The sequence below is a fragment of the Rhodovulum visakhapatnamense genome (assembly GCF_004365965.1).
Classification (GTDB): Bacteria; Pseudomonadota; Alphaproteobacteria; order Rhodobacterales; family Rhodobacteraceae; genus Rhodovulum; species Rhodovulum visakhapatnamense.
The window spans coordinates 1-24,010 of sequence record NZ_SOEB01000018.1 but is presented as its reverse complement, the minus strand read 5'-3'; the positions used below and the strand labels follow the sequence as shown (position 1 = coordinate 24,010).

24 protein-coding genes and 1 pseudogene are annotated in these 24,010 nt (G+C 68.5%); 12 read left to right on the top strand and 13 right to left on the bottom strand.

Annotated elements, in window-relative coordinates; genetic code table 11:
* Nucleotides 1–15: 15 nt before the first annotated feature.
* Complete coding sequence (locus tag EV657_RS15085) at nucleotides 16–828, bottom strand: GNAT family N-acetyltransferase (protein WP_134078671.1); 813 nt, start codon at nucleotides 826–828, stop codon at nucleotides 16–18.
* Nucleotides 829–979: 151 nt separating this feature from the next.
* On the bottom strand, nucleotides 980–2,089 hold the full coding sequence (gene argE / locus EV657_RS15080) for an acetylornithine deacetylase (RefSeq protein WP_134078669.1): 1,110 nt from the start codon (nucleotides 2,087–2,089) through the stop codon (nucleotides 980–982).
* A 225-nt stretch (nucleotides 2,090–2,314) separates the two neighbouring features.
* Between argE and EV657_RS15075 the strand changes: the two genes are divergently transcribed.
* Together EV657_RS15075 and EV657_RS15070 are read left to right on the top strand one after the other, a co-directional pair.
* Entirely contained in the window at nucleotides 2,315–2,980 is a 666-nt protein-coding gene (locus tag EV657_RS15075; RefSeq protein ID WP_075784515.1) for a haloacid dehalogenase type II, read from the top strand.
* Between the two features lie 13 nt (nucleotides 2,981–2,993).
* Nucleotides 2,994–4,271 (top strand): NAD(P)/FAD-dependent oxidoreductase, encoded by a 1,278-nt coding sequence (locus EV657_RS15070; RefSeq protein WP_134078668.1) that lies wholly within the window; start codon nucleotides 2,994–2,996, stop codon nucleotides 4,269–4,271.
* On the opposite strand, the gene EV657_RS15065 is transcribed toward EV657_RS15070, so the two are convergent.
* Nucleotides 4,241–5,434, bottom strand: a complete 1,194-nt coding sequence (locus EV657_RS15065) for an MFS transporter (protein ID WP_134078666.1) — start codon at nucleotides 5,432–5,434, stop codon at nucleotides 4,241–4,243. The genes EV657_RS15070 and EV657_RS15065 overlap by 31 nt on opposite strands.
* A 287-nt stretch (nucleotides 5,435–5,721) precedes the next feature.
* Between EV657_RS15065 and EV657_RS15060 the strand changes: the two genes are divergently transcribed.
* From EV657_RS15060 to EV657_RS15050, 3 genes are all read left to right on the top strand, one after another.
* On the top strand, nucleotides 5,722–6,726 hold the full coding sequence (locus EV657_RS15060; protein ID WP_113670964.1) for a DctP family TRAP transporter solute-binding subunit: 1,005 nt from the start codon (nucleotides 5,722–5,724) through the stop codon (nucleotides 6,724–6,726).
* Nucleotides 6,727–6,811: 85 nt separating this feature from the next.
* A complete protein-coding gene (locus EV657_RS15055) occupies nucleotides 6,812–7,306 on the top strand; it encodes a TRAP transporter small permease (protein WP_134078664.1) in 495 nt (164 codons plus the stop codon).
* The gene (locus EV657_RS15050; RefSeq protein ID WP_134078662.1) at nucleotides 7,299–8,627 is read left to right on the top strand and encodes a TRAP transporter large permease; all 1,329 of its coding nucleotides are present in this window, start codon (nucleotides 7,299–7,301) and stop codon (nucleotides 8,625–8,627) included. The genes EV657_RS15055 and EV657_RS15050 overlap by 8 nt, the downstream gene beginning before the upstream one ends.
* A 96-nt stretch (nucleotides 8,628–8,723) precedes the next feature.
* Here EV657_RS15050 and EV657_RS15045 read toward each other — a convergent pair whose 3' ends face one another.
* Together EV657_RS15045 and dapD are read right to left on the bottom strand one after the other, a co-directional pair.
* Nucleotides 8,724–9,050, bottom strand: a complete 327-nt coding sequence (locus EV657_RS15045) for a hypothetical protein (RefSeq protein ID WP_113670962.1) — start codon at nucleotides 9,048–9,050, stop codon at nucleotides 8,724–8,726.
* Nucleotides 9,043–9,870 (bottom strand): 2,3,4,5-tetrahydropyridine-2,6-dicarboxylate N-succinyltransferase, encoded by an 828-nt coding sequence (gene dapD / locus EV657_RS15040; RefSeq protein ID WP_075784508.1) that lies wholly within the window; start codon nucleotides 9,868–9,870, stop codon nucleotides 9,043–9,045. The genes EV657_RS15045 and dapD overlap by 8 nt, the downstream gene beginning before the upstream one ends.
* A 91-nt stretch (nucleotides 9,871–9,961) precedes the next feature.
* On the opposite strand from dapD, the gene EV657_RS15035 reads away from it, so the two are divergent.
* The gene (locus EV657_RS15035; RefSeq protein ID WP_113670960.1) at nucleotides 9,962–10,780 is read left to right on the top strand and encodes an LOG family protein; all 819 of its coding nucleotides are present in this window, start codon (nucleotides 9,962–9,964) and stop codon (nucleotides 10,778–10,780) included.
* On the opposite strand, the gene EV657_RS15030 is transcribed toward EV657_RS15035, so the two are convergent.
* From EV657_RS15030 to EV657_RS15020, 3 genes are all read right to left on the bottom strand, one after another.
* Nucleotides 10,777–11,697, bottom strand: a complete 921-nt coding sequence (locus tag EV657_RS15030; protein ID WP_243837649.1) for a DMT family transporter — start codon at nucleotides 11,695–11,697, stop codon at nucleotides 10,777–10,779. The genes EV657_RS15035 and EV657_RS15030 overlap by 4 nt on opposite strands.
* A gap of 109 nt (nucleotides 11,698–11,806) precedes the next feature.
* Entirely contained in the window at nucleotides 11,807–13,030 is a 1,224-nt protein-coding gene (rlmN, locus tag EV657_RS15025; RefSeq protein ID WP_134078661.1) for a dual-specificity RNA methyltransferase RlmN, read from the bottom strand.
* Nucleotides 13,031–13,245: 215 nt separating this feature from the next.
* Nucleotides 13,246–13,614 (bottom strand): hypothetical protein, encoded by a 369-nt coding sequence (locus EV657_RS15020; protein ID WP_134078660.1) that lies wholly within the window; start codon nucleotides 13,612–13,614, stop codon nucleotides 13,246–13,248.
* Between EV657_RS15020 and EV657_RS15015 the strand changes: the two genes are divergently transcribed.
* Nucleotides 13,615–14,196, top strand: a complete 582-nt coding sequence (locus EV657_RS15015) for a hypothetical protein (RefSeq protein ID WP_134078659.1) — start codon at nucleotides 13,615–13,617, stop codon at nucleotides 14,194–14,196. It begins immediately after the preceding gene.
* Between the two features lie 51 nt (nucleotides 14,197–14,247).
* On the opposite strand, the gene EV657_RS15010 is transcribed toward EV657_RS15015, so the two are convergent.
* A complete protein-coding gene (locus EV657_RS15010; RefSeq protein WP_075784502.1) occupies nucleotides 14,248–14,781 on the bottom strand; it encodes an invasion associated locus B family protein in 534 nt (177 codons plus the stop codon).
* A 200-nt stretch (nucleotides 14,782–14,981) separates the two neighbouring features.
* On the opposite strand from EV657_RS15010, the gene EV657_RS15005 reads away from it, so the two are divergent.
* The 3 genes from EV657_RS15005 to EV657_RS14995 all read left to right on the top strand — a co-directional run bounded on the left by EV657_RS15005 (nucleotide 14,982) and on the right by EV657_RS14995 (nucleotide 18,301).
* The gene (locus EV657_RS15005) at nucleotides 14,982–15,977 is read left to right on the top strand and encodes an asparaginase (protein ID WP_134078658.1); all 996 of its coding nucleotides are present in this window, start codon (nucleotides 14,982–14,984) and stop codon (nucleotides 15,975–15,977) included.
* A 66-nt stretch (nucleotides 15,978–16,043) separates the two neighbouring features.
* Nucleotides 16,044–17,318: an aspartate aminotransferase family protein gene (locus tag EV657_RS15000; RefSeq protein WP_134078657.1), complete on the top strand. Its 1,275-nt coding sequence runs from the start codon at nucleotides 16,044–16,046 to the stop codon at nucleotides 17,316–17,318.
* Nucleotides 17,315–18,301: a phosphotransferase enzyme family protein gene (locus EV657_RS14995; RefSeq protein ID WP_134078655.1), complete on the top strand. Its 987-nt coding sequence runs from the start codon at nucleotides 17,315–17,317 to the stop codon at nucleotides 18,299–18,301. Before EV657_RS15000 ends, EV657_RS14995 begins: the two co-directional genes overlap by 4 nt.
* Before the next feature lie 132 nt (nucleotides 18,302–18,433).
* On the opposite strand, the gene pncB is transcribed toward EV657_RS14995, so the two are convergent.
* Both pncB and pncA read right to left on the bottom strand, forming a co-directional pair.
* Nucleotides 18,434–19,726 carry a nicotinate phosphoribosyltransferase gene (gene pncB / locus EV657_RS14990; protein WP_113670955.1) on the bottom strand — a complete coding sequence of 431 codons (1,293 nt, stop codon included), beginning with the start codon at nucleotides 19,724–19,726 and terminating at the stop codon, nucleotides 18,434–18,436.
* A gap of 3 nt (nucleotides 19,727–19,729) precedes the next feature.
* Nucleotides 19,730–20,338, bottom strand: a complete 609-nt coding sequence (gene pncA, locus EV657_RS14985; protein WP_075784497.1) for a bifunctional nicotinamidase/pyrazinamidase — start codon at nucleotides 20,336–20,338, stop codon at nucleotides 19,730–19,732.
* Nucleotides 20,339–20,569: 231 nt separating this feature from the next.
* On the opposite strand from pncA, the gene EV657_RS14980 reads away from it, so the two are divergent.
* Complete coding sequence (locus tag EV657_RS14980; protein ID WP_075784496.1) at nucleotides 20,570–21,256, top strand: hypothetical protein; 687 nt, start codon at nucleotides 20,570–20,572, stop codon at nucleotides 21,254–21,256.
* Nucleotides 21,257–21,321: 65 nt separating this feature from the next.
* Here the strand turns inward: EV657_RS14980 and EV657_RS14975 are convergent, their stop codons facing one another.
* Nucleotides 21,322–22,647, bottom strand: a complete 1,326-nt coding sequence (locus tag EV657_RS14975) for a UDP-glucose dehydrogenase family protein (RefSeq protein ID WP_134078653.1) — start codon at nucleotides 22,645–22,647, stop codon at nucleotides 21,322–21,324.
* A gap of 195 nt (nucleotides 22,648–22,842) precedes the next feature.
* Here EV657_RS14975 and EV657_RS14970 point away from each other — a divergent pair, with 195 nt between their 5' ends.
* The gene (locus EV657_RS14970) at nucleotides 22,843–23,919 is read left to right on the top strand and encodes an AbrB family transcriptional regulator (RefSeq protein WP_166673715.1); all 1,077 of its coding nucleotides are present in this window, start codon (nucleotides 22,843–22,845) and stop codon (nucleotides 23,917–23,919) included.
* A gap of 1 nt (nucleotide 23,920) precedes the next feature.
* Here EV657_RS14970 and EV657_RS14965 read toward each other — a convergent pair.
* Nucleotides 23,921–24,010 (bottom strand): annotated as a pseudogene (locus EV657_RS14965) (IS5/IS1182 family transposase); the annotation flags it as partial.

Below are 24,010 nucleotides of genomic sequence, written 5' to 3'. Positions count from 1 at the left end.
TGCGGTCTCCGAAATTCAGCCCAGGGCCTGCGAGGCGAGGGCATGGGTTGTGAAACTGTTGTCGCGCCTGGGGGCGGGGCCCCGGTGCATTTCCGTCCCGCCGCCCACATGCGGCAGGCCGATTTCTTGCAGAAGCGGCCCGAGGCCGAGGCCGGGCCGGGTGTCGATCCGCAGGAACCGGCCCGGCATCCCCTGGGCCGCGGCCGCAATCAGCGCCCGGGCGGTCAGCGGGGTGTCGGCCGCAAGCGGGCCCAGAACGGTGCCCCGGCCGAACTCGCGCAGCATCGCGAACCCGCCTTCGGCCATCAGGATCCGGCCCGAGGCGGCGATCCTTGTCAGCAGCGCGCGCCGGTCGGCGCCGGTCGCGGCCCGGTCCATGGCGGCGATCCGGTCGAGATCATCGGCCCCGCCGGTTCGTACCGGCAGCCCTGGCGGCGGCAGATGGCGGACCACCTCGCCCTGATGCTGCACGATCTCGCCGGTGGCGGCAAAGCCCAGCTTTTCGTAAAGCGGGCGGCCCTCGGGGGTTGCGACCAGCGACAGCGCGCGGTCGCCGGCAAGCGCGATCACCGCCTCCATCAGACGGCGGCCCAGCCCCTGCCCGCGCAGCGCCGCATCGACGATGATCATGTTCAGCGCGGCCCGGTCCCCGAAGGTGGAACAGAAGGCGGTTCCCACGACGCGGCCCTCGGCGTCAAGCGCGGCCACGCCGGTCGAGACCGACAGGACCAGCGCCCAGTCCTCGCGCCGATGCGGCCAGCCCGCCTGCTGCGAGAGCCGCACGCCATCCGCCAGATGGCTGTCGTCGAAAGGCACGATCGGGATCATTGAACCTCCATCCGTTCGGGCGCCGGGTGGGGCGCCGGGGCGCCGCCTGCCCCGAAGGCTAGGGGCGCGACCCCGGCAGAAGCCACCGGATCGCCGGACCGGGCGGCATTTTCTGTGGTGCGCCCTGCTCGCGCGACACGATATGCCGCGTTCAGGCGGCCGCGAGCCGGTCGCCAAGCCGCAGCGCCATTGCCCGCGCGGCATGCAGTTCGTCGACCGTCAGATATTCCTCGGGCTTGTGAGCGCGGGCGATGTCGCCGGGGCCACAGACCACGGACGGCACACCTGCTGCCTGGAAAAGCCCTGCCTCGGTTCCGAAGCTGACCGCCGCAAGCGGCGTATGGCCCGAGATATCGGCGGCGAGTGCGGCCAGCGGGCTGGCCTCGTCAAGCGAGAGCGCAGGGTAGGCGGACTGAAGCTCGACCGTCACACCCTCGCCCGCGGCGGCGATGACCGGGGCCAGCAGACCCTGCGGATCGACGCCCGCGATGGCGCGCGCCTCGATCATTGCCTGAGCTGCGGCGGGCAGGATATTGACCGCCTGCCCGCCCGAAACCGTGCCGACCTGCAGCGTCGACCAGGGCGGGGCGAAATGCGGGTCCTGCGCCCCGGACTCGAGCGCGGCCGACTGCGCCCGGGCCGCCGTCAGCACCGGGATCAGCCGGTGGATCGCGTTGCAGCCCAGATCGGGGCGCGAGCTGTGCCCCGAGATGCCTTCGGCCGAGACGCGGATCGTGGCCTTGCCCTTGTGGCGCAGCACCGGCACCAGCCCGGTCGGTTCGCCGACGATACAGCCCAGAGGTGCCGCGCAAAGCGTCGGCAGCCGCTTGATCAGATGCGGCACCCCAAGGCAGCCGGCCTCTTCGTCATAAGAGAGCGCGATATGGATGGGGGCGGCCAGTTCGCGCCGCGCCAGATCCGGCACGGCCGACAGCACGGCGGCGACAAACCCCTTCATGTCGCAGGCGCCGCGCCCGATCAGCCGCCCGGCCTCTTCGCGCAGCGTGAAGGGATCGGCCCGCCAGTCCGGCTCGCCCGCGGGGACGACATCGACATGGCCCGACAGGATATAGCCCGGCACGCCCACGGGGCCGATGCTGGCGAAGAGGTTGAACCGGTCGCCCTCGGGCCCCGCGATCACCGAGAAGGGCACGCCGTTCTCGATCAGATAGTCGCGGACGAAGTCGATCAGCGCCCCGTTCGGCCGTCCGGCGACGGTGCGGAAGGCGACGAGATGGGCAAGCATCAGTTCGGGGGGCATGGGGTCTTTGATCCGGTTCCGGGGTGGGGCGGGGCAGGGGCTCCGCGGCGCTGTCCCCAGAATGCCCGCGGCGCCCCGCGCGATGCGGCCGTTCTTGGCGCTCTGGCGGCACGACCTGCCGCGGCCCGGGGACGATACGCAATTTCATGCGCCCCTGCGGGCAAAGGCGGCAAGGTCTTCCGTCGTGCCGGGCGCATGCTCTGGCGGAACTGACCGGAGACCCCCATGACCTTCCGCCCGAAATACATCACCTTCGATTGCCACGGCACGCTGATCCATTTCGCGATGGCCGAGGCCGCCACCGAAATCTGGGGGCCCCGTCTGTCGCCCGAGAAACTGGCAAAATTCATCAGGAATTTCGCGGCCTACCGGCTGGACGAGGTGCTGGGCGCCTGGAAGCCCTATGCCGAGGTCGTCCATAATGCGGTCGAGCGGACCTGCAAGGCCAACGGTCTGCCCTTCGACCCGGCCGAGGCCGCCAGGATCTACGATCTGGTGCCGAGCTGGGGGCCGCATCCCGACGTGCCGGCGGGGCTTTCGAAGGTGGCGCACGAAATCCCGCTGGTGATCCTGTCGAATGCCGACAATGCCCAGATCCACCAGAACGTGGCCCGGCTGGGCGCGCCCTTCGCCCATGTATTCACCGCCGAGGACGCGCAGTCCTACAAGCCCCGGATGCGCGGCTTCGAATACATGCTCGACAGCCTCGGCGTCGGGCCCGAGGACATCCTGCATGTGTCCTCGTCCTTCCGCTACGACCTGATGACCGCGCATGATCTGGGCATCGTCAACAAGGTCTGGGTCAATCGCGGCCACGAACCGGCGAACCCCTATTACGGCTATACCGAGATCAACGACATCTCGGGGCTGGCCGGCGTCGTCGGGCTGTAGGCGGAGACGGGCGATGGACTATTCCTCGTACTGGCACGAGACCGCGCCACGCTTTGCGGGCGCCTGCCCCGACAAGGTCTCGGGGCGTTTCGACGTGGCGGTGATCGGCGGCGGCTTCACCGGGCTGAACGCGGCGCGGCAGCTGGCCAAGGCGGGCGTCAAGGTCGCGCTGCTTGAGGCCGCGCATGTCGGCGCGGGCGGGTCGGGGCGCAATGGCGGGCATCTGAACAACGGCGTGGCCCATGGCTATGCCGAGGCCAAGACCGCGCTGGGCGCCGAGGCCGCGCACCGGCTTTACAAGGCCTATGACGCCTCGATCCGGATGATCGAGGCGATCACGCAGGAAGAAGGCATCGACTGCGATTTCCGCTGGTCGGGCAAGCTGAAGCTGGCCTCGAAGCCGGGTCATGTGGACGGGCTGAAGGCGAATTACGAGCTGATCCACCGCGAGGTCGACCCCGAGACGCGATGGCTCGAGCGCGCCGATCTGGCGGGCGAGGTCGGGTCCGAGGCGTTTCACGGAGCGGTACTTTATCCGAAATCGGCGATGATGCACATGGGCCGCTATGGGACCGGGCTGGCCGAGGCCGCCCGGCGCCACGGCGCGGTGATCTGGGAAGGCGCGCCGGTGACGGCACGCGAAAAGGGCGTGACCGGCTGGGCCGTGACGACGCCCAAGGGCACGCTGACCGCCGACCGGGTGATCCTCGCGACCGGCGCCTATACGCCCCGGACCTTTGACTATTTCCGGCGCCGCATCCTGTCGGTCGGGTCCTTCATCGTCGCGACCCGGCCGCTGAGCGCCGAGGAAGCCGCGCAGGCCATGCCCGGCAACCGGACCTGCGTGACCTCGATGAATGTCGGCAACTATTTCCGGCTGTCGCCCGACAACCGGCTGATCTTCGGCGGACGGGCGCGGTTCTCGGCGGTGTCCGACCAGCGCTCGGACGCGAAATCGGGCAAGATCCTGCGCGCCTCGATGGCGGCGATCTTCCCCGATCTGGCCCGGGTCGAGATCGACCATTGCTGGGGCGGGCTCGTGGGCATGACCAAGGACCGCTTCCCGCGCGCGGGTCGGGCCGACGGCATGATCTATGGCATGGGCTATTCCGGCCATGGCGCGCAGATGTCGACGCTGATCGGGTCGGCGCTGGCCGATATCGCGATGGGGCGGGACGACACCAACCCGCTGAGCGGGCTCGACTGGCCGCCGATCCCGTTCAATACCGGCAAGCCCTGGTTCCTGCCGGTGGTGGGCGCCTATTTCCGGCTGAAGGACATGATGTCCTGACCGGCCGCCGCCACGGGGGGCCGCGTCCCCTTGCCGCCAAGCACCGGCGCAAGGGCCGCGGCCAGCAGCGCGCACAGCCCCAGCAGCATGAAGGCCAGGCGCAGCGAGGTCGCCTCGGCGATCAGCCCGATCAGGGCCGGCCCCATCAGAACCGATCCGTAGCCCATGGTCGCGACCGAGGCGATGGCCTGCCCGGGCGGGATCTCGGGGTCGTCGGCGGCGCGGCTGAAGGCCAGAGGCACCAGCACCGCAAGCCCCAGCCCCATCAGCGCGAACCCGGCCAGCGCCAGCGGAAAGCTCATCGGTCCGGTGACGAGCGCCACGCCCAGCGCCGCCGTCAGCCCGCTCGCCCGCGCCACCGGCCCCGGTCCGAGGCGGACCACCAGCCGGTCGGCGCAAAGCCGCATCGCCACCATGCTGCCCGAATAGACGGTATAGCCCAGGGCCGCACGCGCCTCGGTGGCGCCGATGCCCTCGCGCAGCAGGATCGCGCTCCAGTCGACCATGGCGCCCTCGCCGAAGCCCGAGGACAGCGCGATCAGCCCGACCAGGATCAGCGGCCCGCGAGGCAGCGCGAAGACCGGCGCCCGGCCCTGGCGCGGGGCGATGCGCGAGGTCCAGGGCACTGACAGGAAGGGCCCCATCGCGGCCCCGACCGCCAGGGCGGCCAGTGCGAAATGCAGCCCGACCGTCAGGCCAAGGCCGACCGCCGCCAGCCCCGATGCCGCGCCGATCCCGGCGCCGAAGCTCCACATCGCGTGAATCGAGGACATGACCGAGCGGCCCATCTGGCGTTCGACCTCGGCGGCCCAGCCGTTCATGGCCACATCCATCGCGCCATGGGCCGCGCCAAACAGGACCAGCGCCGCGCCCAGCGTCAGGGGGCTGGGGGCCAGACCGGCGAGAACGAGGCTCAGCAGATAGACCGGGGCCATCCGCCGGGTCAGGCGCACCGCGCCCAAGGCGTCGCTGAGCCGGCCGGCCAGCGGGAAGGAGACAAGCGCCCCGAGCCCCATCAGCAGGATCATGAAGCCAAGCTCGGCCTCGGACAGGCCATGACGCTCGGCCACGGCGGGCACGCGCGAGGCCCAGGCGCCCAAAAGGAAGCCGTTCAGCGCGAATGCCGCCGCGGCGCCGCGCCAGGGGGTGCGGAATGTGGGCATGCCGATCCTCCGGATGCGTGGGGCGCGCGGGGACCCGCGTCGTGCTTGCCCCCTCGATTGCAGGAAATGCCGCCTGGGGCAATCGGTGCCGCGTCGTGCGGGCAAGCTCTCGCCGAAGGGGCCGCGGCGGGGTCCTGCGCTGACGTGATGCGACGCCCGACGCCATCAGAGGGCGTCTGATGGCTTGTGCCACGGTCCCGCTTCTGGTCTTGATGTTGCCCGCGGGTCCGTGCGGCCCGCCATCGGGCACCGCGCCACAGGGCCGGGCAAAAAGACGGAGGAGAACCATGAAGGCTGCGAAACTGGGAGGGCGCGCGCTGGCCGCCCTGATTGCGGGGGCGCTGATGCTGGGGACGGCCTCGGCCGAGACCCTGCGTCTGTCGCATAATGTCGGCGACACCACGACCTGGCACAAGGGCGCCGAGAAGTTCGGCGAGCTGCTGTCCGAGGCCACGGATGGCGAGATGACCGTCCGGGTCTTTCCCAATGCGCAGCTTTCGGGCGGCGACCAGATGAAACAGGCCGAGATGGTCGGGCGCGGGGCGCTCGATCTGGTGGTGACCTCGGCGATCAATGTGACGCCTCTGGTGCCCGAAATGGCGATCTTCTCGCTGCCCTATCTGTACAGCTCCTATGACGAGGTCGACGCCACGACCCAGGGCGCGCCGGGCGAGATGATGGCGAAGATCCTGCTGGAGAAGGGGATCGTCGTTCTGGCCTGGGGCGAGAACGGCTTTCGCGAGTTGACCAACAATGTCCGCCCAGTGAAATCGCCCGAGGACATGAAGGGCCTCAACATGCGGGTGTCGGGGCCGATGTATATCGACGTGATGAACGCGCTTGGCGCCAACCCGACCCAGATGCAATGGTCCGAGACGCTGACCGCGCTGCAGCAGGGCGTGGTCGACGGGCAGGAAAACCCGATCGGCGCGGTGATCATCCCGCAGCAGGTCTACGAGATGCAGAAATACCTGACCGCCTGGCATTATTCCTACGATCCGGTCTTCCTGGGCGTGTCGAAGGCGAAATGGGACAGTCTCGACGCAGAAACGCAGGAAAAGATGCGCAAGGCCGCGATCGAGGCGATGGCCTGGCAACGCCAGATCTCGCGCGAGGCGACCGCGTCGGGCATCGAGTTCCTGCGCGATCAGGGCATGGAGGTCTACGAGCCGACCGCCGAGGAACTGCAGGCGTTCCGCGCCGCGACCAAGCCCGCCTTCGACAAATGGGCCGGGAAGGTCGGCCCCGAGATCGTCGAGGCGTTCCAGTCGGCCATCGTCGGCACCAACTGAGCCCGCGGGCGCCGGGGCCGGGTTCGCCGACAGGCGGGCCCGTCCGGCGCCTGCCTGCATTTCGCGGAACCCGGTGAGCCTGCCCATGCGCTTTGTGCTTCGAGAGGCCGAGAAGATCGTCTGCGCCCTGCTGTTTCTTGGCATGACGGCGGTCGGCTTTGCCAATGTTGTGGTGCGCTACGGCACCCATTATTCGCTGGCCGCCAGCGAAGAGCTTCTGACCAACGGCTTTCTGCTGCTGACCGTGTTCGGCGCCGCCATCGCCGCCCGGCGGGGCGAGCATCTGGCGGTGACGCTGGTGCAGGACCTCCTGCCGCCGGTGCTGCGCAGGCCGCTGTTCATGCTGGCCGCCGCGCTTTCGGCGCTGCTGCTGGCGCTGTCGGCCCGGGTGTCCTGGGATGTGCTGGTCAATTTGCACGCCAACGGGATGCGGTCCTATGCGCTTGGCATCCCGGCCTGGTATTATCAGGCGGCAGTTCCCTTCGGCTTTGCCCTGATCCTGATCCGCTATCTGCAGCATGTCCGCGAGGCGCTGCGCGGCGGCCCGCACAGGCTGCCGCCGGAGACGCCCCATGTCTGATCTTTTCCCCGGTCTCGGCGCGGGCACCGAAATGGTGATCCTGTTCTTCCTGCTGATGGCGCTGCGGGTGCCGGTCGCCTTCTCGCTGGGGCTGTCGGCCTTCTACGCGATGGGACAGATGGGCTTCGGCTTCGACATCGCGGGCGATCTGATCGCGGCGGGCGTGACCAAGTTCTCGCTGCTGGCGATCCCGTTCTTCATCCTGGCGGGCACGCTGATGGGCACGCTGGGCATTGCCGAGCGGATGATCCGGTTTTTCCGCGTGCTGATCGGGTCGATGCCGGGCGGCATGGGGGTCGTGGGCACCGTGGTCTGCCTGTTCTGGGGCGCGGTCAGCGGGTCCGGCCCGGCCTCGGTCGCGGCCATCGGGCCGATGATCGTCAAGGGGATGGAGGAAGACGGCTATGACCGCGCCTATGCGGCGGGGCTGGTCTGCACCGGGGCGGCGCTGTCCATCGTGATCCCGCCCTCGATCGGGCTGGTGATCTACGGGGTGATTGCAGAAACCTCGATTTCGCAGCTGTTCATCGCCGCGGTGGTGCCGGGGCTGTTCATGGGGCTGGTGATGCTGGCGACGCTGCCCTTCGCCGGGCGGCGCGGCGCCGGGCGGGCGGCGCTTGACGCGCTGAGCCCCGCGCCCCATGCCGGGCTGCCCTATGGGCGGCGGCTGGCAGTCGCGTTCCGCGAGGCGTTCTGGGGCCTGCTGACGCCTCTGGTCATTCTGGGCGGCATCTATTCGGGCGTCTTCACCCCGACCGAGGCCGCGCTTGTCGCCACGGTCTATGCGCTGGGCGTGGGGGCGCTGGCCTACCGGACCCTGACCCTGCGCGGGCTGTACGAGGCGCTGGCCGATGCCGCCGCGTCGTCGGCGGTGGTGATGCTGGTCGTGGCCTATGCCGGGCTGTTCGGCTGGGTGGTGACGGTCGAGGATCTGGTCGGCAGCTATTCCGGCGCACTGCTGGGGCTGAGCGACAACCAGTGGGTGATCCTGCTGGCGATCATGGTGATCCTGCTGGTCGCGGGCATGTTCATGGATGCGATCACGGTGATGTTCATCTCGCTGCCGATCTTTTTGCCGGTGATGCGCGAGATGGGCTGGGACCCGGTCTGGTTCGGGGTGGTGGTGATGGTCAACCTGGGGATCGGGCTGTTCACCCCGCCGGTCGGCATCAACCTTTATGTGGCGGCCAACGTGACCCGGCTTTCCATCGAGCAGATCGCGCGGGGGGCGGCGCCCTTCCTGCTGACGAGCCTGCTGGGTCTTGCCGTGGTCGCGGGCCTGCCGCAGCTGTCGCTGATGCTGGTCGAGGCGCTGCGCTGAGGCGGGAGGCGGCAGGGCGGGGGCTCTGCCCCCGCACCCCCGGGGTATTTCGACCAAGAAGAAGAGGGGCGCGGGGCTGTTCGGGGATCGGCGGCTCTAGTCGAAGAAGGGGTCCATCTGGGCCACGATGACCGCGTTCTCGGCCAGGGCGCGGGCCATCAGGGCCTCTTCCTCGGGGCCGATCTCTTGGCCTTCTTCGCGACGGTCTGCGGCGGTGCCATAGCCGGTGACGTCGAGCGGGGCGAGGCCCGCCTGTTTCAGCACGGCGACCGTCTCGCGCACCGCCTCGGCCTCGTCGACGCCCGAGGCGTAGCACATCAGCCCCGCCCCGGTGGCGCCGTCGGGCAGGCCGTCATCGGGCTTGCGCCCGACCTCGACCAACAGGGTGTAGACCTGCTGGCGGCTGGCGGGTCTGTCAGTCACGCAGAAGCTCGTTGATGCCGGTCTTGGACCGGGTTTTCGCGTCGACGCGTTTCACGATCACCGCGCAATAGAGGCTGACGCCGCCCTTCGAGGGCATCGAACCCGCCACCACCACCGAATAGGGCGGCACCTCGCCATACATCACCTCACCGGTCTCGCGGTCGACGATCTTGGTCGACTTGCCGATGAAGACGCCCATGCCGAGCACCGAGCCCTCGCGCACGATGCAGCCCTCGACCACCTCGGACCGGGCGCCGATGAAGCAGTTATCCTCGATGATGGTGGGGCCGGCCTGCATCGGTTCGAGCACGCCGCCGATGCCGACGCCGCCCGAGAGGTGCACGCCCTTGCCGATCTGGGCGCAGGATCCGACCGTGGCCCAGGTGTCGACCATCGTGCCCTCGTCGACATAGGCGCCGAGATTGACGAAGGAGGGCATCAGGACCACGCCCGGCGCGATATAGGCCGATTTGCGCACCACGCAGTTCGGCACCGCGCGAAAGCCCGCGGCGCGCCAGTCGGCCTGGCCCCAGCCCTTGAACTTGCTGTCGACCTTGTCCCACCAGCCGCCGTCCTGCGGCCCGCCCTCGTGGCACTCCATGTCCTTGATCCGGAAACCCAGAAGCACCGCCTTCTTGGCCCATTGATTGACATGCCAGTCGCCCGAGGCCTGCTTTTCGGCGACGCGCAGCGTGCCCTTGTCCAGCGCCTCCAGCGTGGCCTCGATGGCCTCGCGGGTCTCGCCCCGGGTGGCGGGCGTGATCGTGTCGCGGGCCTCCCAGGCGGCCTCGATGGCCGTTTCGAGCTGGGCATTGGACATGGGCGTAACCTCCCGTCAAAAGGTTTCTGGTCTCGTTGGCGGTCAGGCTATAGACGCTAGTTGCTCAACGCGCAATCCAAGCGAGACCCCCATGCATGACGATGCCCGCCGCCCGCTCCGCGACGCCTTCCGCGATATCGAAAGCGCGCGGGACAGCCCGGACACGGCGCAGGCCCGGTCGGCCTCGTACCGGCTGGCCTTTGCCGATCCCGAATTTCTGTGCCGCGACGAGATGCGCGCGGTCCGGGTGCAGCTGGAACTGCTGAAGCCCGAGCTGATGATGCGGGACTACGGCATCGAAAGCACCATCGTGCTGTTCGGCGGCGCCCGCATCCCCGACCCCGCGCATCGCGACACGGCCCGGACCGAAACCCTGGCGGACCTGTCGAGATACTATGACGAAGCGCGGGAATTCGCCCGGCGGATGACGCTGAAGGGGCAGCAGGGCGACCGGCTTGACCATGTGATCGTGACCGGCGGCGGGCCGGGGGTGATGGAGGCCGGCAATCGCGGCGCGGCCGATGCGGGGGGCGTGTCGATCGGGCTGAACATCGTGTTGCCGCATGAACAGGTGCCGAACCCCTATGTGACGCCCGAGCTGTGCTTCAACTTCCACTATTTCGCGATGCGCAAGATGCATTTCCTGCTGCGCGCGGCGGCGATCGCGATCTTTCCCGGCGGCTTCGGCACGCTGGACGAGATGTTCGAGGCGCTGACCCTGATCCAGACCCGGCGCATGGACCCGGTGCCGTTCCTGCTGTTCGGGCGCGCCTTCTGGGAAAGCGTCATCAACTGGGAGGCCCTGGCCGAGGCCGGAACCATCAGCCCCGAGGACCTGAAGCTGTTTTCCTTCGTCGAGACCGCCGAAGAGGCCGTCGCGATCATCGAGGGCTGGACCGCGCCGCGCTAGCGCCGGAAGATCCGGCCATCGACCGCCGCAAGCCCCAGCGCGATGCAGGCCATGCCGGCGAAATCGGTGGGGGCCAGCCGCTCGCCCAGCACCAGCCCGCCCAGCAGGATCGCCGAGACCGGGATCAGGAAAGTCACCAGCGAGAGGCTGGTGGCCCCGGCGCGGGCGAGGATGCGGAAATACAGCAGATAGGCCAGCGCGGTCGACAGCACCGCCAGTCCCAGAACCGCGGCGCAGGTGGCCGCACCGGGCATCGGCAGCGTCCAGGGCCGGTCGACAATCAGCATCGCCGGGCTCAGCAGCAGCGTCGCGGCGCCGACCTGGCCGGCTGCCGTGACCAGCGGATCGACCCTCATCCGGCGGAACCGCCGCCCAAACACCGCCGCGCAGGCATAAGACAGCGCCCCGCCCAGCACCGCCAGCTGGGCCAGCGCATTCGTCCCGAGCCCGGCCAGCGCGTCGGGGCCGATCATGACGGCCACACCGGCCAGCCCCGCCGCAACGCCGCAGAGTTTCAATCGGCTCAGCCGTTCGTCGGCCAGCAGCAGCCCGGCCACCGCCACGGTGAAAAGCGGCGTCGTGGCGTTGAGGATCGAGGCCAGCCCCGAGGCGATGCTGTGCTGTCCGGCCACGATCAGGCTGAACGGGATGACATTGTTCAGAAGCCCCATGCCGAGGAAGGCTGCCCAGACCCTCGGCGCGCGCGGCAGCCGCCGCCCGGTCGCCGCGACCGCCGCCCATAGCACCAGCGCCGCCAGCGCCACCCGCAGCCAGACCAGCGTCAGGGTCGGCAGTTCGGCCACGGCGATGCCCACGAACAGGAACGACCCGCCCCACAGAACCGACAGGGCCAGTAGCATGGCCCATTCGGCCCGCCCCATGGTCAGACGCTCTGCCGGGTCCGCGATGGTTGTCATGTCATGCCCTCCTGCCGCTTTCGCGCAGACTGGCGCTGCAGACCAGCGCAGGCGACCCGGAAGCTGCGCAAACCGGCGGCCAGAGACCGCCGCGCGCAATGGCTGGAGGTCAGTGAACGTCGGGGGCGTCGGGGCGGCGGACGATGCGTTCGGGCTCGGGCAGACCGGCCTCGGCCGCGATCTGGAAGCGGTTCTTGCGGGCGCGCTCGGTTGCCGATTTCAGCTGGCCGCAGGCGGCCATGATGTCCTCGCCCCGCGGTGTGCGGATCGGGCTCGCATAGCCCGCCTTGTAGACGATATTGGCAAAGGCTTCGATCCGGTCCCAGTCGGACCGCTGATAGGGCGCGCCGGGCCATTCGTTGAACGGGATCAGGTTGATCTTGGCCGGAATGCCCGCAATCAGCCGGACCAGCTGGCGGGCATCGGCATCGCTGTCGTTCACCCCCTTCAGCATCACATATTCGAACGTGATCCGTTCCGAATTCGACAGCTTCGGATAGGCCCGGAGCGCTTCGAACAGCTGGGCGATGGGGTATTTTCGGTTGATCGGCACGATCTTGTTGCGCAGCTCGTCGGTGGTCGCGTGCAGGCTGATCGCCAGCATGCAGCCGATCTCGCGGCCCGCGCGCGCGATCTCCGGCACCACGCCCGAGGTCGACAGCGTGATCCGGCGCCGCGACAGCGAAATGCCTTCGCCATCCATCGCGATCAGCATGGCGTCGCGCACCGCCTCGAAATTGTAAAGCGGCTCGCCCATGCCCATCAGCACGAGGTTCGAAATCAGCCGGGTCTCGTCCTTCGGGTTGCGGCCGGGTTTCGGCCATTCGCCCAGATCGTCGCGCGCCAGCATGACCTGGCCCACGATCTCGGCCGCGGTGAGGTTGCGCACCAGCCGCTGGGTGCCCGTGTGGCAGAAGGTGCAGGTCAGGGTACAGCCCACCTGCGACGAGATGCACAGCGTGCCGCGCCCGTCCTCGGGGATGTAGACCACCTCGACCTCATGGCCGCCCGCGATCCGCACCAGATACTTGCGGGTGCCGTCGGCCGAGACCGAGCGGGTGACGATTTCGGGCACCTCGATGGCGAAATGGTCCTTCAGAAGCGCGCGGTAGTCCTTGGCCAGGTTGGTCATGGCGTCGAAGTCGCGCACGCCCTTCTGGTAGATCCACTGCCAAAGCTGGTTCACCCGCATCTTGGCCTGGACCTCGGGCGTTCCGGCGGCAATCAGCGCCTCGCGCAGGCTCGGGCGGGTCAGGCCGACCAGATTGACCCGGTCGGTTTCCGGCAGCTTGCGGGGCAGCGGCAGCACATCCTGGACGATGGGCGCGGACATCGGAGGACTCCTGTTCGGAAAGCGGTACCCCTTAGCAGAGTCGTGCCCGTTTTGAAAGGGCCGCGGGCAGCTTTGGTCCGCTTCGCTACGGAACGGCATCGCGTCACAATCCGGGGCGCAGAACGTTACCGGACTGTGAGGCGCCGCGCCTACCGCTGGCGGCGCCCGCACTTGGGGCAGGACTCAGATCTTGGAGAGACGAATGCGTCTTCTGTTCACCACTGCCGCGGGCGTTCTGGCGGCCGGCTCGGTTCATGCCGCAAGCTGGACGCTCGACAGCTTTGCCGTTTATGCCCGTCCTCGAAGAAGACCAGACCGGGCTTCAGATGACCCAGCGCATCGCCTGGAACGTCGCGGCCAATGAATGGGTCACCTCCTAGCAATACGGGCTCGCCCGCTTCACCGAAGACTGGCAGTTCATCGAGGCCAGCGGGCATTGCGATCCTGAAACCGGGCAGGTCGTCAGCGGCATTCCGGCTGCGCTGGCCGATCGGGGCTTCGACCATATCGGCGATTTCGAGATCAAGGACGGCATCGTTCACGCCTCTCCCGACAGTGCCGAAGGCGACCATCAGAACGGCCACGTGGCGTCCTTCGACGCCTCGACCCTGGCCTATCCCGGCGCGCGTCACGAAATGATGGGCGCTTCGACCAACCGGCGCGACGATGTCGCCATCTGGACGGCGATCGACCCCGAGACCGGGCTGGGCTACGGCAAGGAATGGGCGCTTGGCGATACGCTTAACGTCTATGACACGACCGACAGGAGCTATCTCGGCACGCTGCCGATGGATCAGGAGTTGAAGCGCGTTCAGGGCGCCAAGGTTCTGGACGGGAGGATGTATCTTTCCACCGATATCGGCACGAAATCGGTCTACAGTCTCGATCTGGCGACCGCCCATGTCGCGGAGCTGTTCCAGCTGCCGATCTTCGAGGGCGACATCCGGTTCGAAACCGAGGGGCTTGCCCCGCGCGAACTGGCCGATGGCGGCCTTGAGATGCATGTCGAGAGGGTGATCGACCCGCAGGCTGTCGAGGGCGAACTCGACGCCTATACGCGGCTTTATCGCTATGTCCTGGCGGACGATCCGGCGCCCGTGCCGGTGCCCGCGCCCCTGCCGCTGTCGGGGCTCGCGGCCTTCGGTCTTGTCCTCCGCCGGTCCTGAGCTTCCCTGGCCAAGGCATCGACGTCATGCCTTGGCGACCGGGTGGCCGGATCAGTTGCCCGAGCAGCGGCGCGCGGCCTCGTCCATCGCGGCGGTGAAGCCGTAAAGCGAGAAGGTGTCGGCGGTCTTGGTCCCCCGCGACGAGAACCCGACCAGTTCGGCCTCGGCGCCGCGCTTCATCGCCTCGATGATCTTGGCATCGTCCGCCTTCGAGGCGGGCCAGGCCCATTCGCCTTCGGTGAACAGGTCGAAATTGCTGTCGCCCACGGTCAGCGCCACGGTCGAGCCGGGCTTGAACGGATAGCCGCCCGAGAAAGACACCTCTCCCTTGATGCCGTCGCCGGGGCGGAAGGTCACGAACAGAAGGATCTCGCCCCGCCGCACGGACACGACCTGACCGTCGCGGCTGTTGACCGTCTTCTTGGGGGGCGAGACGCTCCAGCATTCGGTGGGATCGGTCTCGACGAACACGTTCCAGTCGGTCTTGACCGCCACGTTGTTGGTCGATTCCTCCTGGGCATGTGCCGCTGTCACCGCCAACGCCAAAGCGCCGCCCGCGATGGCCGCTCTGAAAAGGGATGTCATCGTCTTACAGCCTCCAGCTGTCGTTGCCTCTCGGCCCGCCTTTTGGGGAAGCGTTTCCAGTGGCGTGGCAGGTCCGAACTCGATATCCGCAGCCTAGCCTAGGCACGCGGGGAAATGAAAGTCTTCATGGCACAAAGTCAATCGGACTTGAAGGGGAGCAGGGACACGATGCCGGACCCGGACCGGATGGCAGGCAAGGAATGACCGGTGCCGTCGCCATGGTCGAGCTGCTGCGCGGGGGCATGGTCGAATCCTGCCATCGCGGCCATGCGGCGATTTGCGATGCCTCGGGTCTTGTGGCCGCCTGGGGCGACCCCGAGGCGCTGATCCTGCCCCGGTCGTCCTGCAAGATGGTGCAGGCGCTGCCGCTGGTCGAAAGCGGCGCGGCCGACGCGGCCGGTCTGGGGGCCGAGCATCTGGCGCTGGCCTGTGCCTCGCATCAGGGTGCGCCGCTCCATGTGGGCAAGGTCGCGGCCTGGCTCGACGGGGTGGGCTTTGGCGAGGCCGACCTGCTGTGCGGCGTGCAACCGACCCGCGACCGCGACGAGCGCGTCCGGATGATCCGCGCGGGCGAAAGCGCCTGCCAGCTGCACAACAACTGTTCGGGCAAGCATGCGGGCTTTCTGACGCTCGCCCGGCATCTGGGCGCGGGACCCGACTATGTCGATCCCGCCCATCCGGTGCAGCGCGCGGTCCGTGCCGCCTTCGAAGAGGTCACCGGGAGGGCGAGCCCGGGTTTCGGCATCGACGGCTGTTCGGCGCCCAACTTCGCCACCACGGTCGCGGGGCTTGCCCGCGCGATGGCGGTCTTTGCCGCCGCCCGGCCCGATGCGGGCGACGCCCGGTCCCGCGCCGCCGGACGGTTGAGCGAGGCGATGCGGCACCATCCCGATCTGGTCGCGGGCGAGGGCCGGGCCTGTACCGAGCTCATGCGGGCGACAGAGGGCCGCGTCGCGGTCAAGACCGGGGCCGAGGGCGTCTTCGTGGCCTTCCTGCCCGAACGCGGCCTTGGCGTCGCGGTCAAGATCGAGGATGGCGCCACCCGCGCGGCCGAGGCCGCCATTGCCGGGCTTCTGGTCCATCTGGGGGCGCTCGACCCGGCCCATCCGGCCGCGCGCAAGCGGATGGTGGGTCCGATCGTCAACTGGCGCGGCATCGAGACCGGCCAGATGCGGCTGGCACCGGGCTTCGCCTGAACTGGGCCTTGCAAGCGCCCCGCCACTGCGCTCTGATTGGGACGCAGACGTTCGAGGTGCCCTTTCATGACCGACCCCCTGATCGAGCGGCGCGCACGCCTGCTGGGACCGAATGTGCCCACCTTCTACGACGAGCCTGCCCATATCGTCCGGGGCGAGGGCGTGTGGCTTTGGGACGCCGCCGGGCGGCGCTATCTCGACGCCTATAACAACGTCCCCCATGTCGGCCATTGCCATCCGAAGGTGGTCGCGGCCATTGCCGCCCAGGCCGCACGGCTGAACACCCATACCCGTTACCTGCATGAGGGTATCCTCGACTATGTCGAGCGGCTGACCGCCACACTCGGCCATGGGCTGAGCCAGGCGGTGATGGTCTGCACCGGGTCCGAGGCCAATGACGTCGCGCTGCGGATGGCGCAGGCCGCGACCGGCAGGACGGGGCTGATCGCGACCGACAACACCTATCACGGCAATACGGCTGCGGTCAGCGCGCTCTCGACCCGGCGCCCGCCGATCGGCGGCTACCCGCCCCATGTGCGGCTGGTGCCGGCCCCCGACAGCCTCGCTCCGCTGGGCGGCAGCGCCGAGGCCCAGCCCAGGGCCTTCGCCGCCAATGTCGCCCGCGCCATCGCCGAGCTGGACGCGGCGGGCTACGGCTTCGCAGGGTTCATGCTTTGCCCGTTCTTCGCCAATGAGGGCTTCCCGACCCTCGCCCCGGGCTTTCTCGACCCGACTGTCGAGGCGGTGCGCAAGGCGGGCGGACTCATCCTCGCCGACGAGGTGCAGCCGGGCTTCGGTCGGCTCGGCACGGCCTTCTGGGGGCACGAGGTTCTGGGCTTCGCGCCCGATGTGGTGACGCTCGGCAAGCCGATGGCCAATGGCCACCCGGTCGGTGCGGCGGTGACCCGGCCCGAGATCATGGCCGCCTTCCGCGGCGCCTTCGGCTATTTCAACACCTTCGGCGGCAACCCGGTCTCGATGGCCGCGGCGCTGGCGACCCTCGAGGTGATCGAGGAGGAGGGACTGATGGAAAACGCCCGCGCGGTCGGCGCCTACGCACTCGAACGGCTCGGGGCGCTTCGCCATCCCTGGCTGGCCGAGGTGCGGGGCAGGGGGCTTTTCTTCGGCGCCGAATTCGTCGACGAGACTGGCGCGCCTGCCACCGAATTCGCCGCCCGGCTGGTCGAGGGGCTCCGCGCCGAGGGTATCCTTGCGGGGCGGATCGGGCGCGCGATGAACACGCTCAAGTTCCGCCCGCCGATGCCGTTTTCGCGCGCGCATGCGGATCTTGCGCTCGATAGTCTGGACCGGGTCCTGGTCCGTACGGAGGTGCCGCGATGACCGAGGCCGAAACGCTGTCGCTGGCCGAGGAGGCCGCCACCCACTGGGAGGGCTGCACCGCCCCCCGGCTGTTGTCGCATCGCGAGAACGCGGTCTTCGCCGTCGCCCTGCCCGAGAACCGCCGCGGCGTGCTGCGGCTCCACCGGCGCGGCTATCAAAGCGTCGACGCGATCCGGTCGGAACTGTGGTGGATGGCCGCCCTGGCGCAGGCCGGAATACCGGTACCCGACCCCGAGACGACCCGCGACGGCGCCCTCCTGGCCCATCTGGGCGACGGGCGCGTGGCCTCGGTTCTGGGCTGGGTCGAGGGCGCGCCGCTCGGCCTTGGCGCACGGCCGCTCGACGGCACCCCGGCCGAGCAGATGACGCGGTTCGCCGGGCTCGGGCGGGCCATCGGGCGGCTTCATGTGGCGACCGACCGGCTGACCCTGCCCCAGGGCTTTGTCCGGCCCCGGTGGGACGCCGACAGCCTGCTTGGCCCCGCGCCGTTCTGGGGCCGGTTCTGGGATCATCCGGCGGCCAGCGATGCCGAGGCGATCCTGCTGCAGGAAGCCCGCCGCTTCGCCCGCGAAAAGCTGTCGGCCTATGCCGCGGCGGGCGGCGACGCGGGGCTGATCCATGCCGATCTGATGCGGGAAAACGTGCTGTTCGACGGGGCCCAGGCGCATCTGATCGACTTCGACGATTGCGGCTTCGGCTTCCGGATCTACGACCTCGGGACCGCGCTGGTGCCCAATCTCGAGGAACCCGGGCTCGATGCCATCGCGACAGGTCTCGTCGAGGGCTACGCCACCGAACGGGGGCTGAGCGAGGCCGATCTGGCGATGCTGCCGGTCTTCGTCATGCTGCGTACGCTGGCCTCGGTGGGCTGGACCATGCCCCGGCTCGAGCCCCACGACCCGCGCATCCGCGCGTATCTGAACCGGGCCGTGCGCACCGCCCATGCGGTGATGGAAGGCCGCCCGCTGTTCCGGATCGGGTGAGCCGCCCAGACGCCGCGCCTCTGGCCTGTGGTGCGCCTTGGGTATTTGGACCAAGAAGAAGCGCGTATCTCTGCTTCTTCTTGGCTTAAATACCCAATACGCGAGGCTTGCAAAGGGCGGGCCGTCAGGGTGTCAGACCACGACCTCCATAGGCGCCTGGGCACCGACCGCGAAGACCCGTTTGTAGCGCTCGATCTCGCCCGCCGGTCCCATCGCCTTGTTCGGGTTGTCGCTGAGCTTGACCGTGGGGCGTCCGTTGGCGCTGACCGCCTTGCAGACCAGGCTGAACGGCGCGAGCCCGTCGCCGGGCACGAGGCCGCGGAAATCGTTGGTCAGCAGGGTGCCCCAGCCGAAGCTGATCTTGGCGCGGCCCGCAAAGCGGTGGTGCAGCTCGACGATCTTGTCGACGTCGAGACCGTCGGAAAAGATGATGAGCTTGCGCGTCGGGTCCTCGCCGCGGGCCTTCCACCAGGCAATGGCGGCCTCGGCGCCTTCGGCCGGGTCGCCGGAATCGATGCGGATGCCGGTCCAGCCCGCCAGCCAGTCGGGCGCGTTTTCCAGAAACCCGCGCGAGCCGAAGGTGTCGGGCAGGATGATCCGCAGGTTGCCGTCATGTTCTTCGTGCCAGTCGGCAAGCACCTTGTAGGGCGCGCGGGCCAGCTCGGCATCGGTTTCGGCCAGCGCGGCCTGCACCATCGGCAGCTCATGGGCATTGGTGCCGATGGCCTCGATGTCGTGGCGCATCGCGATCAGGCAGTTCGAGGTGCCGGTAAAGCGGTCGCCCAGCCCCTCGATCATCGCCTGCACACACCAGTCCTGCCACAGGAACGAATGCCGCCGCCGGGTTCCGAAATCGGCGACCTTCACGTCCTCGAGCCCGCGCAGCCGCTCGATCTTTTCCCAGAGCTTGGTCATGGCGCGCGCATAAAGCACCTGCAGCTCGAACTTGCCGAGCCGTTCCAGCACCGCGCGCGAGCGCAGCTCCATCAGCACCGACAGCGCCGGGATTTCCCACATCATGACCTCGGGCCAGCGGCCTTCGAAGGTCAGCTCGTACTGGCCGTTGCGCTTTTCCAGCGTGTAGGGCGGCAGGCGGAGCTCTTCGAACCACTCCATGAATTCGGGGCGGAACATCTGGCGCTTGCCGTAGAAGGTGTTGCCCCTGAGCCAGGTCGACTCGCCCCGGGTCAGCCGCAGCGTGCGGATATGGTCCAGCTGCTGGCGCAGTTCGCCTTCGTCGATCAGCTCGGCCAGCCGGATATCGGTCGTGCGGTTGATCAGCGAGAACCGGACCTGGGTGTCGGGATGGTTGCGGAACACCGACTGGCACATCAGAAGCTTGTAGAAGTCCGTATCCAGCAGGGACCGGACGATCGGGTCGATCTTCCATTTGTGATTGTAGACCCGGGTCGCGATGTCGGCCATCGCTCAGGGCTCCAGGACGATGTTGGCATCCAGCATGGTGGTGCGCGCATCCTCGAGCGACCCGTTCAGGTCTATTCCGCGGCAGGCGCCTTCCAGAACGGTCACCGCATAGCCCAGCCGGTTGGCGTCGAGCGCCGAATAGAGCACGCAGAAATCGGTGGCGAGCCCGGCCAGGGTGATCTTCTCGATCCCCTTGGACGACAGGTAGTCGTCAAGCCCGGTGGGCGTCTCGTGATCGTTCTCGAAGAAGGCCGAATAGCTGTCGATGGCCGGATCGCCACCCTTGCGCACGACGTGATCGGCTTTCGCAACGTCAAGATCGGGATGAAAGGCGGCGCCGACGGTATCGGCCACGCAATGCACCGGCCACAGGATCTGCGACCCGTAGGGCATGTCGATCACCTCGTAGGGCTTGCGGCCCTCGTGATTGTCCGCAAACGAGCTGTGATCGGCCGGATGCCAGTCTTGGGTGAAGACGCGAAGCTGGAACTCGTCGAGCAGGGCGTTGACGCGGGCAATGATCTCTTCGCCGCCCGGCACGGCAAGCGCCCCCCCGGTGCAAAAGTCGTTCTGGATGTCGACGACGATCAGGGCTTCGTTGGCGGGTCGCATTGGCCTTCCTCCGGTCACTGTCGATCAGGGGTTAAGGGGCCGACCGGGTCAGGTCAATGCCCCGCTCTTGCCGCAGTCTTCTTGCATCGCGCCGTGCGCGGCCGTTCCACCGGGTCCCGGAGGCAGCCTAACAGGCCCGTCCCGTGCCTGTCGATGGGGACGGGCGCCGGGCTGGACGCGGGGCCGTGGGCGGTTAGATCTAATCAGTGACAACCTTGCGGAGTCCTGCCGATGCTTCATGTCGTGACGCCGTCGACCGTGACCAACCGGGCCGTCATGCGGATCCGGAAAGTACCGCGCCAGTTGATCGGGCACGGGATGGGGCTGTTGCCCCACGGCTCGTTCGGGCGCGCGATCTTCTGGCGCATGGCGACCGAGATTTCCTTCCTGCGCTATTGCGCCGCGCTGACGCCCTTTCCGGTCGCGATGCTGTTGTTTCCCGAGGCGGCGCTGCCGATCGGGCAGTTTCCGGCCTTCATGTTCCTTGTCGTCTATCTGGTCGAGTCGCGGGTGCTGTCCGTCGACAATGCCGACCGGCGTCACCGGCTGATGCCCGAGGAAGAGGCCGAACGCGGCGCCGATATCGCCCGGGTGCGCGGCCGCGAGATCCTGACCCGGATCGCGGCCCGACGCGGCATGCGGGCGGGCGATCTGCATCTGGTGATCGAACAGTCCTCGCTGGCGCGAATTCCGCCGATCACGCTGGTGTCGCTGCAGACCGCGACGCCGGAGCCCCAGATCCTGGAGATGGACGAGGAAGAACGCCAGCTGATCCGCGACACCCTGTTCGACGCCGAGTTCACCGAAGAGAGGATGCATATCACCAGCCTCGCGCTGGGCCGGTTCCTGCATGACGTGACGCTGGATGCGCGCAGCGTCTCTGCCCATGCCCGGCTGGAGGCGCTGGCGACGGCCTGACGCGTCGTGCGACCTTGCGCATCGGCGCCCCCGCCCGCCGGGCGGGAAGCGCGAACCCGAACGGATCAGGCGTCGAGGCCGAAGCCCCGGCGGCCGACCGCCACATAGGCCTCGAACCCGGCGGCGCGTACATCCTCGGGCGGGTAGATGTTGCGCAGATCGGCCAGACGCGGCGTCGCCATCGACCGGGCCATCTGGCCGAGGTCGAGCGCGCGGAATTCGTTCCACTCGGTCAGGATGACCAGCGCATCGGCCCCTGTCGCAGCGGCATAGGGGTCCTCGACCCAGTCGACGCCGGGCAGCAGGTGTTCACCCTCGCGCCGTCCCTGCGGATCGACCACGCGGACCTTCGCCCCGCTGCCCACCAGCGCGGGCACGATGGTCAGCGAGGGCGCCTCGCGCATGTCGTCGGTATTGGGCTTGAAGGTGACGCCCAGCACCGCCACGGCCTTGCCGTTGACCGACCCGCCGCACAGATCGACCAGCTTGTCGATCATCCGCCGCTTGACCCGGTCATTGACCTCGATCACCGTCTCGGTGATCGCGCAAGGCGAGGCGTGATCCTGCCCGATCCGGGCCAGGGCATTGGTATCCTTGGGGAAACACGAGCCGCCATAGCCGGGGCCCGCATGCAGGAACTTGTTGCCGATCCGGCCGTCGAGCCCCATGCCCTTGGACACGGCCTTGATGTCGGCGCCCACCCGTTCGCACAGCATCGCCATCTCGTTGATGAAGGTGATCTTGGTCGCGAGGAAGGCATTGGCCGCGTATTTGATCATCTCGGCCGATTCCAGATCGGTGTAGACGATGGGGAATTCGCGCAGGAAAAGCGGCCGGTAGATGTCGGACATCACCGCCCGGGCAAGGTCGGACTCGACCCCCACCACGACCCGGTCGGGCCGCATGAAGTCGTCGATGGCCGCGCCCTCGCGCAGGAATTCGGGGTTCGAGGCGACGTCGAACTCGGCCGCCGGATTGGCCTTCGACACGACCTCGGCGACCTGCCGGTTGGTGCCGACGGGCACGGTCGACTTGGTGACGATGACGCAATAGCCGGTCAGCGCCTTGGCGATTTCTTCCGCCGCGGCCATCACATAGCTGAGATCGGCATGGCCGTCGCCGCGCCGGGTGGGGGTGCCCACCGCGATGAAGACGGCATCTGCCCCGGCCACCGCCGCGGCCAGATCGCCGGTGAAGGACAGCCGCCCCGCGGCCACGTTGCGCGCCATGACGTCCTCAAGCCCCGGCTCGTAGATCGGCACCTCGCCGCGCATCAGCATCTCGATCTTGCGGGGGTCCTTGTCGATGCAGACGACTTCGTGCCCGAAATCGGAAAAGCAGACCCCGGAGACCAGCCCGACATAGCCCGTTCCCACCATCGCGATCTTCATGCAAAGTCTCCTCGAAACCTGTTGCAACGCCGCATGCGACGGCGCGCGGCTCAAGTCAACCGTGCTTTGCCTGCCGCTCCTGCGGCGGGCGCACGCCTGTGGTCGCCGGGGTACGGAGCGGCCACCCGGAATTGACAATCCGGCGGCAGACAGGTTTCTGGACCCGGCAGGCGGACGATGCCTGCGGAAGCGCGCATGACATCGACCGACTCTTCGCTGGGCCCCGCCCTCCTGACCCTCGCCATCGGCGCCGCGGGCGCGGCTTTCGCCGCGCTTTTGCACATGCCCGCGCCGTTCCTGACCGGCCCGGCGCTGAGCGTGACGCTGGCCGCGCTGGCGGGTCTGCAGGCCCGGCTTCCCGACCGGTTCCGCGATGCCTGTTTCGTGCTGGTGGGCGTCAATCTCGGGGCCAGCGTCACCCCCGAGGCGATCGAGACCGCGATCCGCTGGCCGCTGAGCCTTGTCGTGCTGGCACTCTCGGTGCTGGCGATCATCCTGCTGGGATCGCGCCTGCTGCGGCGCCTGTTCGGCTTCGACCGGATGAGCGCGCTGCTGACCGCGACGCCGGGGCATCTGAGTTTCGTGCTGAGCCTGTCGACCGATGTCCGGGCCGACCTGCTTCAGGTCACGATGATCCAGACGATCCGGGTGCTGGCGCTGACCCTGCTGGTGCCGTTCCTGGCGCCGCTGCTGGGCCATGGCGACCTGCCGGTGCTGCCGCCGCAAGGGGCGCCGCCGATGGCGCTCTGGATCCTGCTGCCGCTTGTGGCGCTGTCGGCCCTGGCCGGGCTTGTGCTGCTGCGGCTGCGGGTCCCGGCGGCGCTTTTGCTGGGCGGGATGGGGCTTTCTGCGCTGGGCCATGCGACCGGGACGATCCCGGGGTCGGTCCCGGCCTGGCTGTCGGTTCCGGCCTTCATCGCCATGGGCACCCTGATCGGCACCCGCTTTTCCGGCGTGACGCCAAGGATGCTGGGGAAGGCGCTGGGGGCCGCGAGCCTGCTGACCCTGTTCGCGACGCTGGTCTCGCTGGCGGCGGCGGCGCTGGTCTCCAAGCTGCTGGGCCTGCCGATCCTGAGCGCGCTGATCGCCTTCGCTCCGGGCGGGCTTGAGACGATGATCGCCATGTCGTTGCTGCTGAACGCCGATCCGGCCTATGTGACCACGCATCACGTCTTTCGCCTGCTGATGCTGACGGTCGTGGTGCCGGCGCTGGTGGCCCGGACCCGCAGGGTAATGGCGCGCGAGGCGGCGGCCCGGACGCCCCGGGACTAGGTCATGTTGACAAATGGCGGACCCAGAGACGGATCGACGTGATGTCAATGAAGCCGAGGAAGCTCTCAGCGGTCTTGTCGTAGCGGGTCGC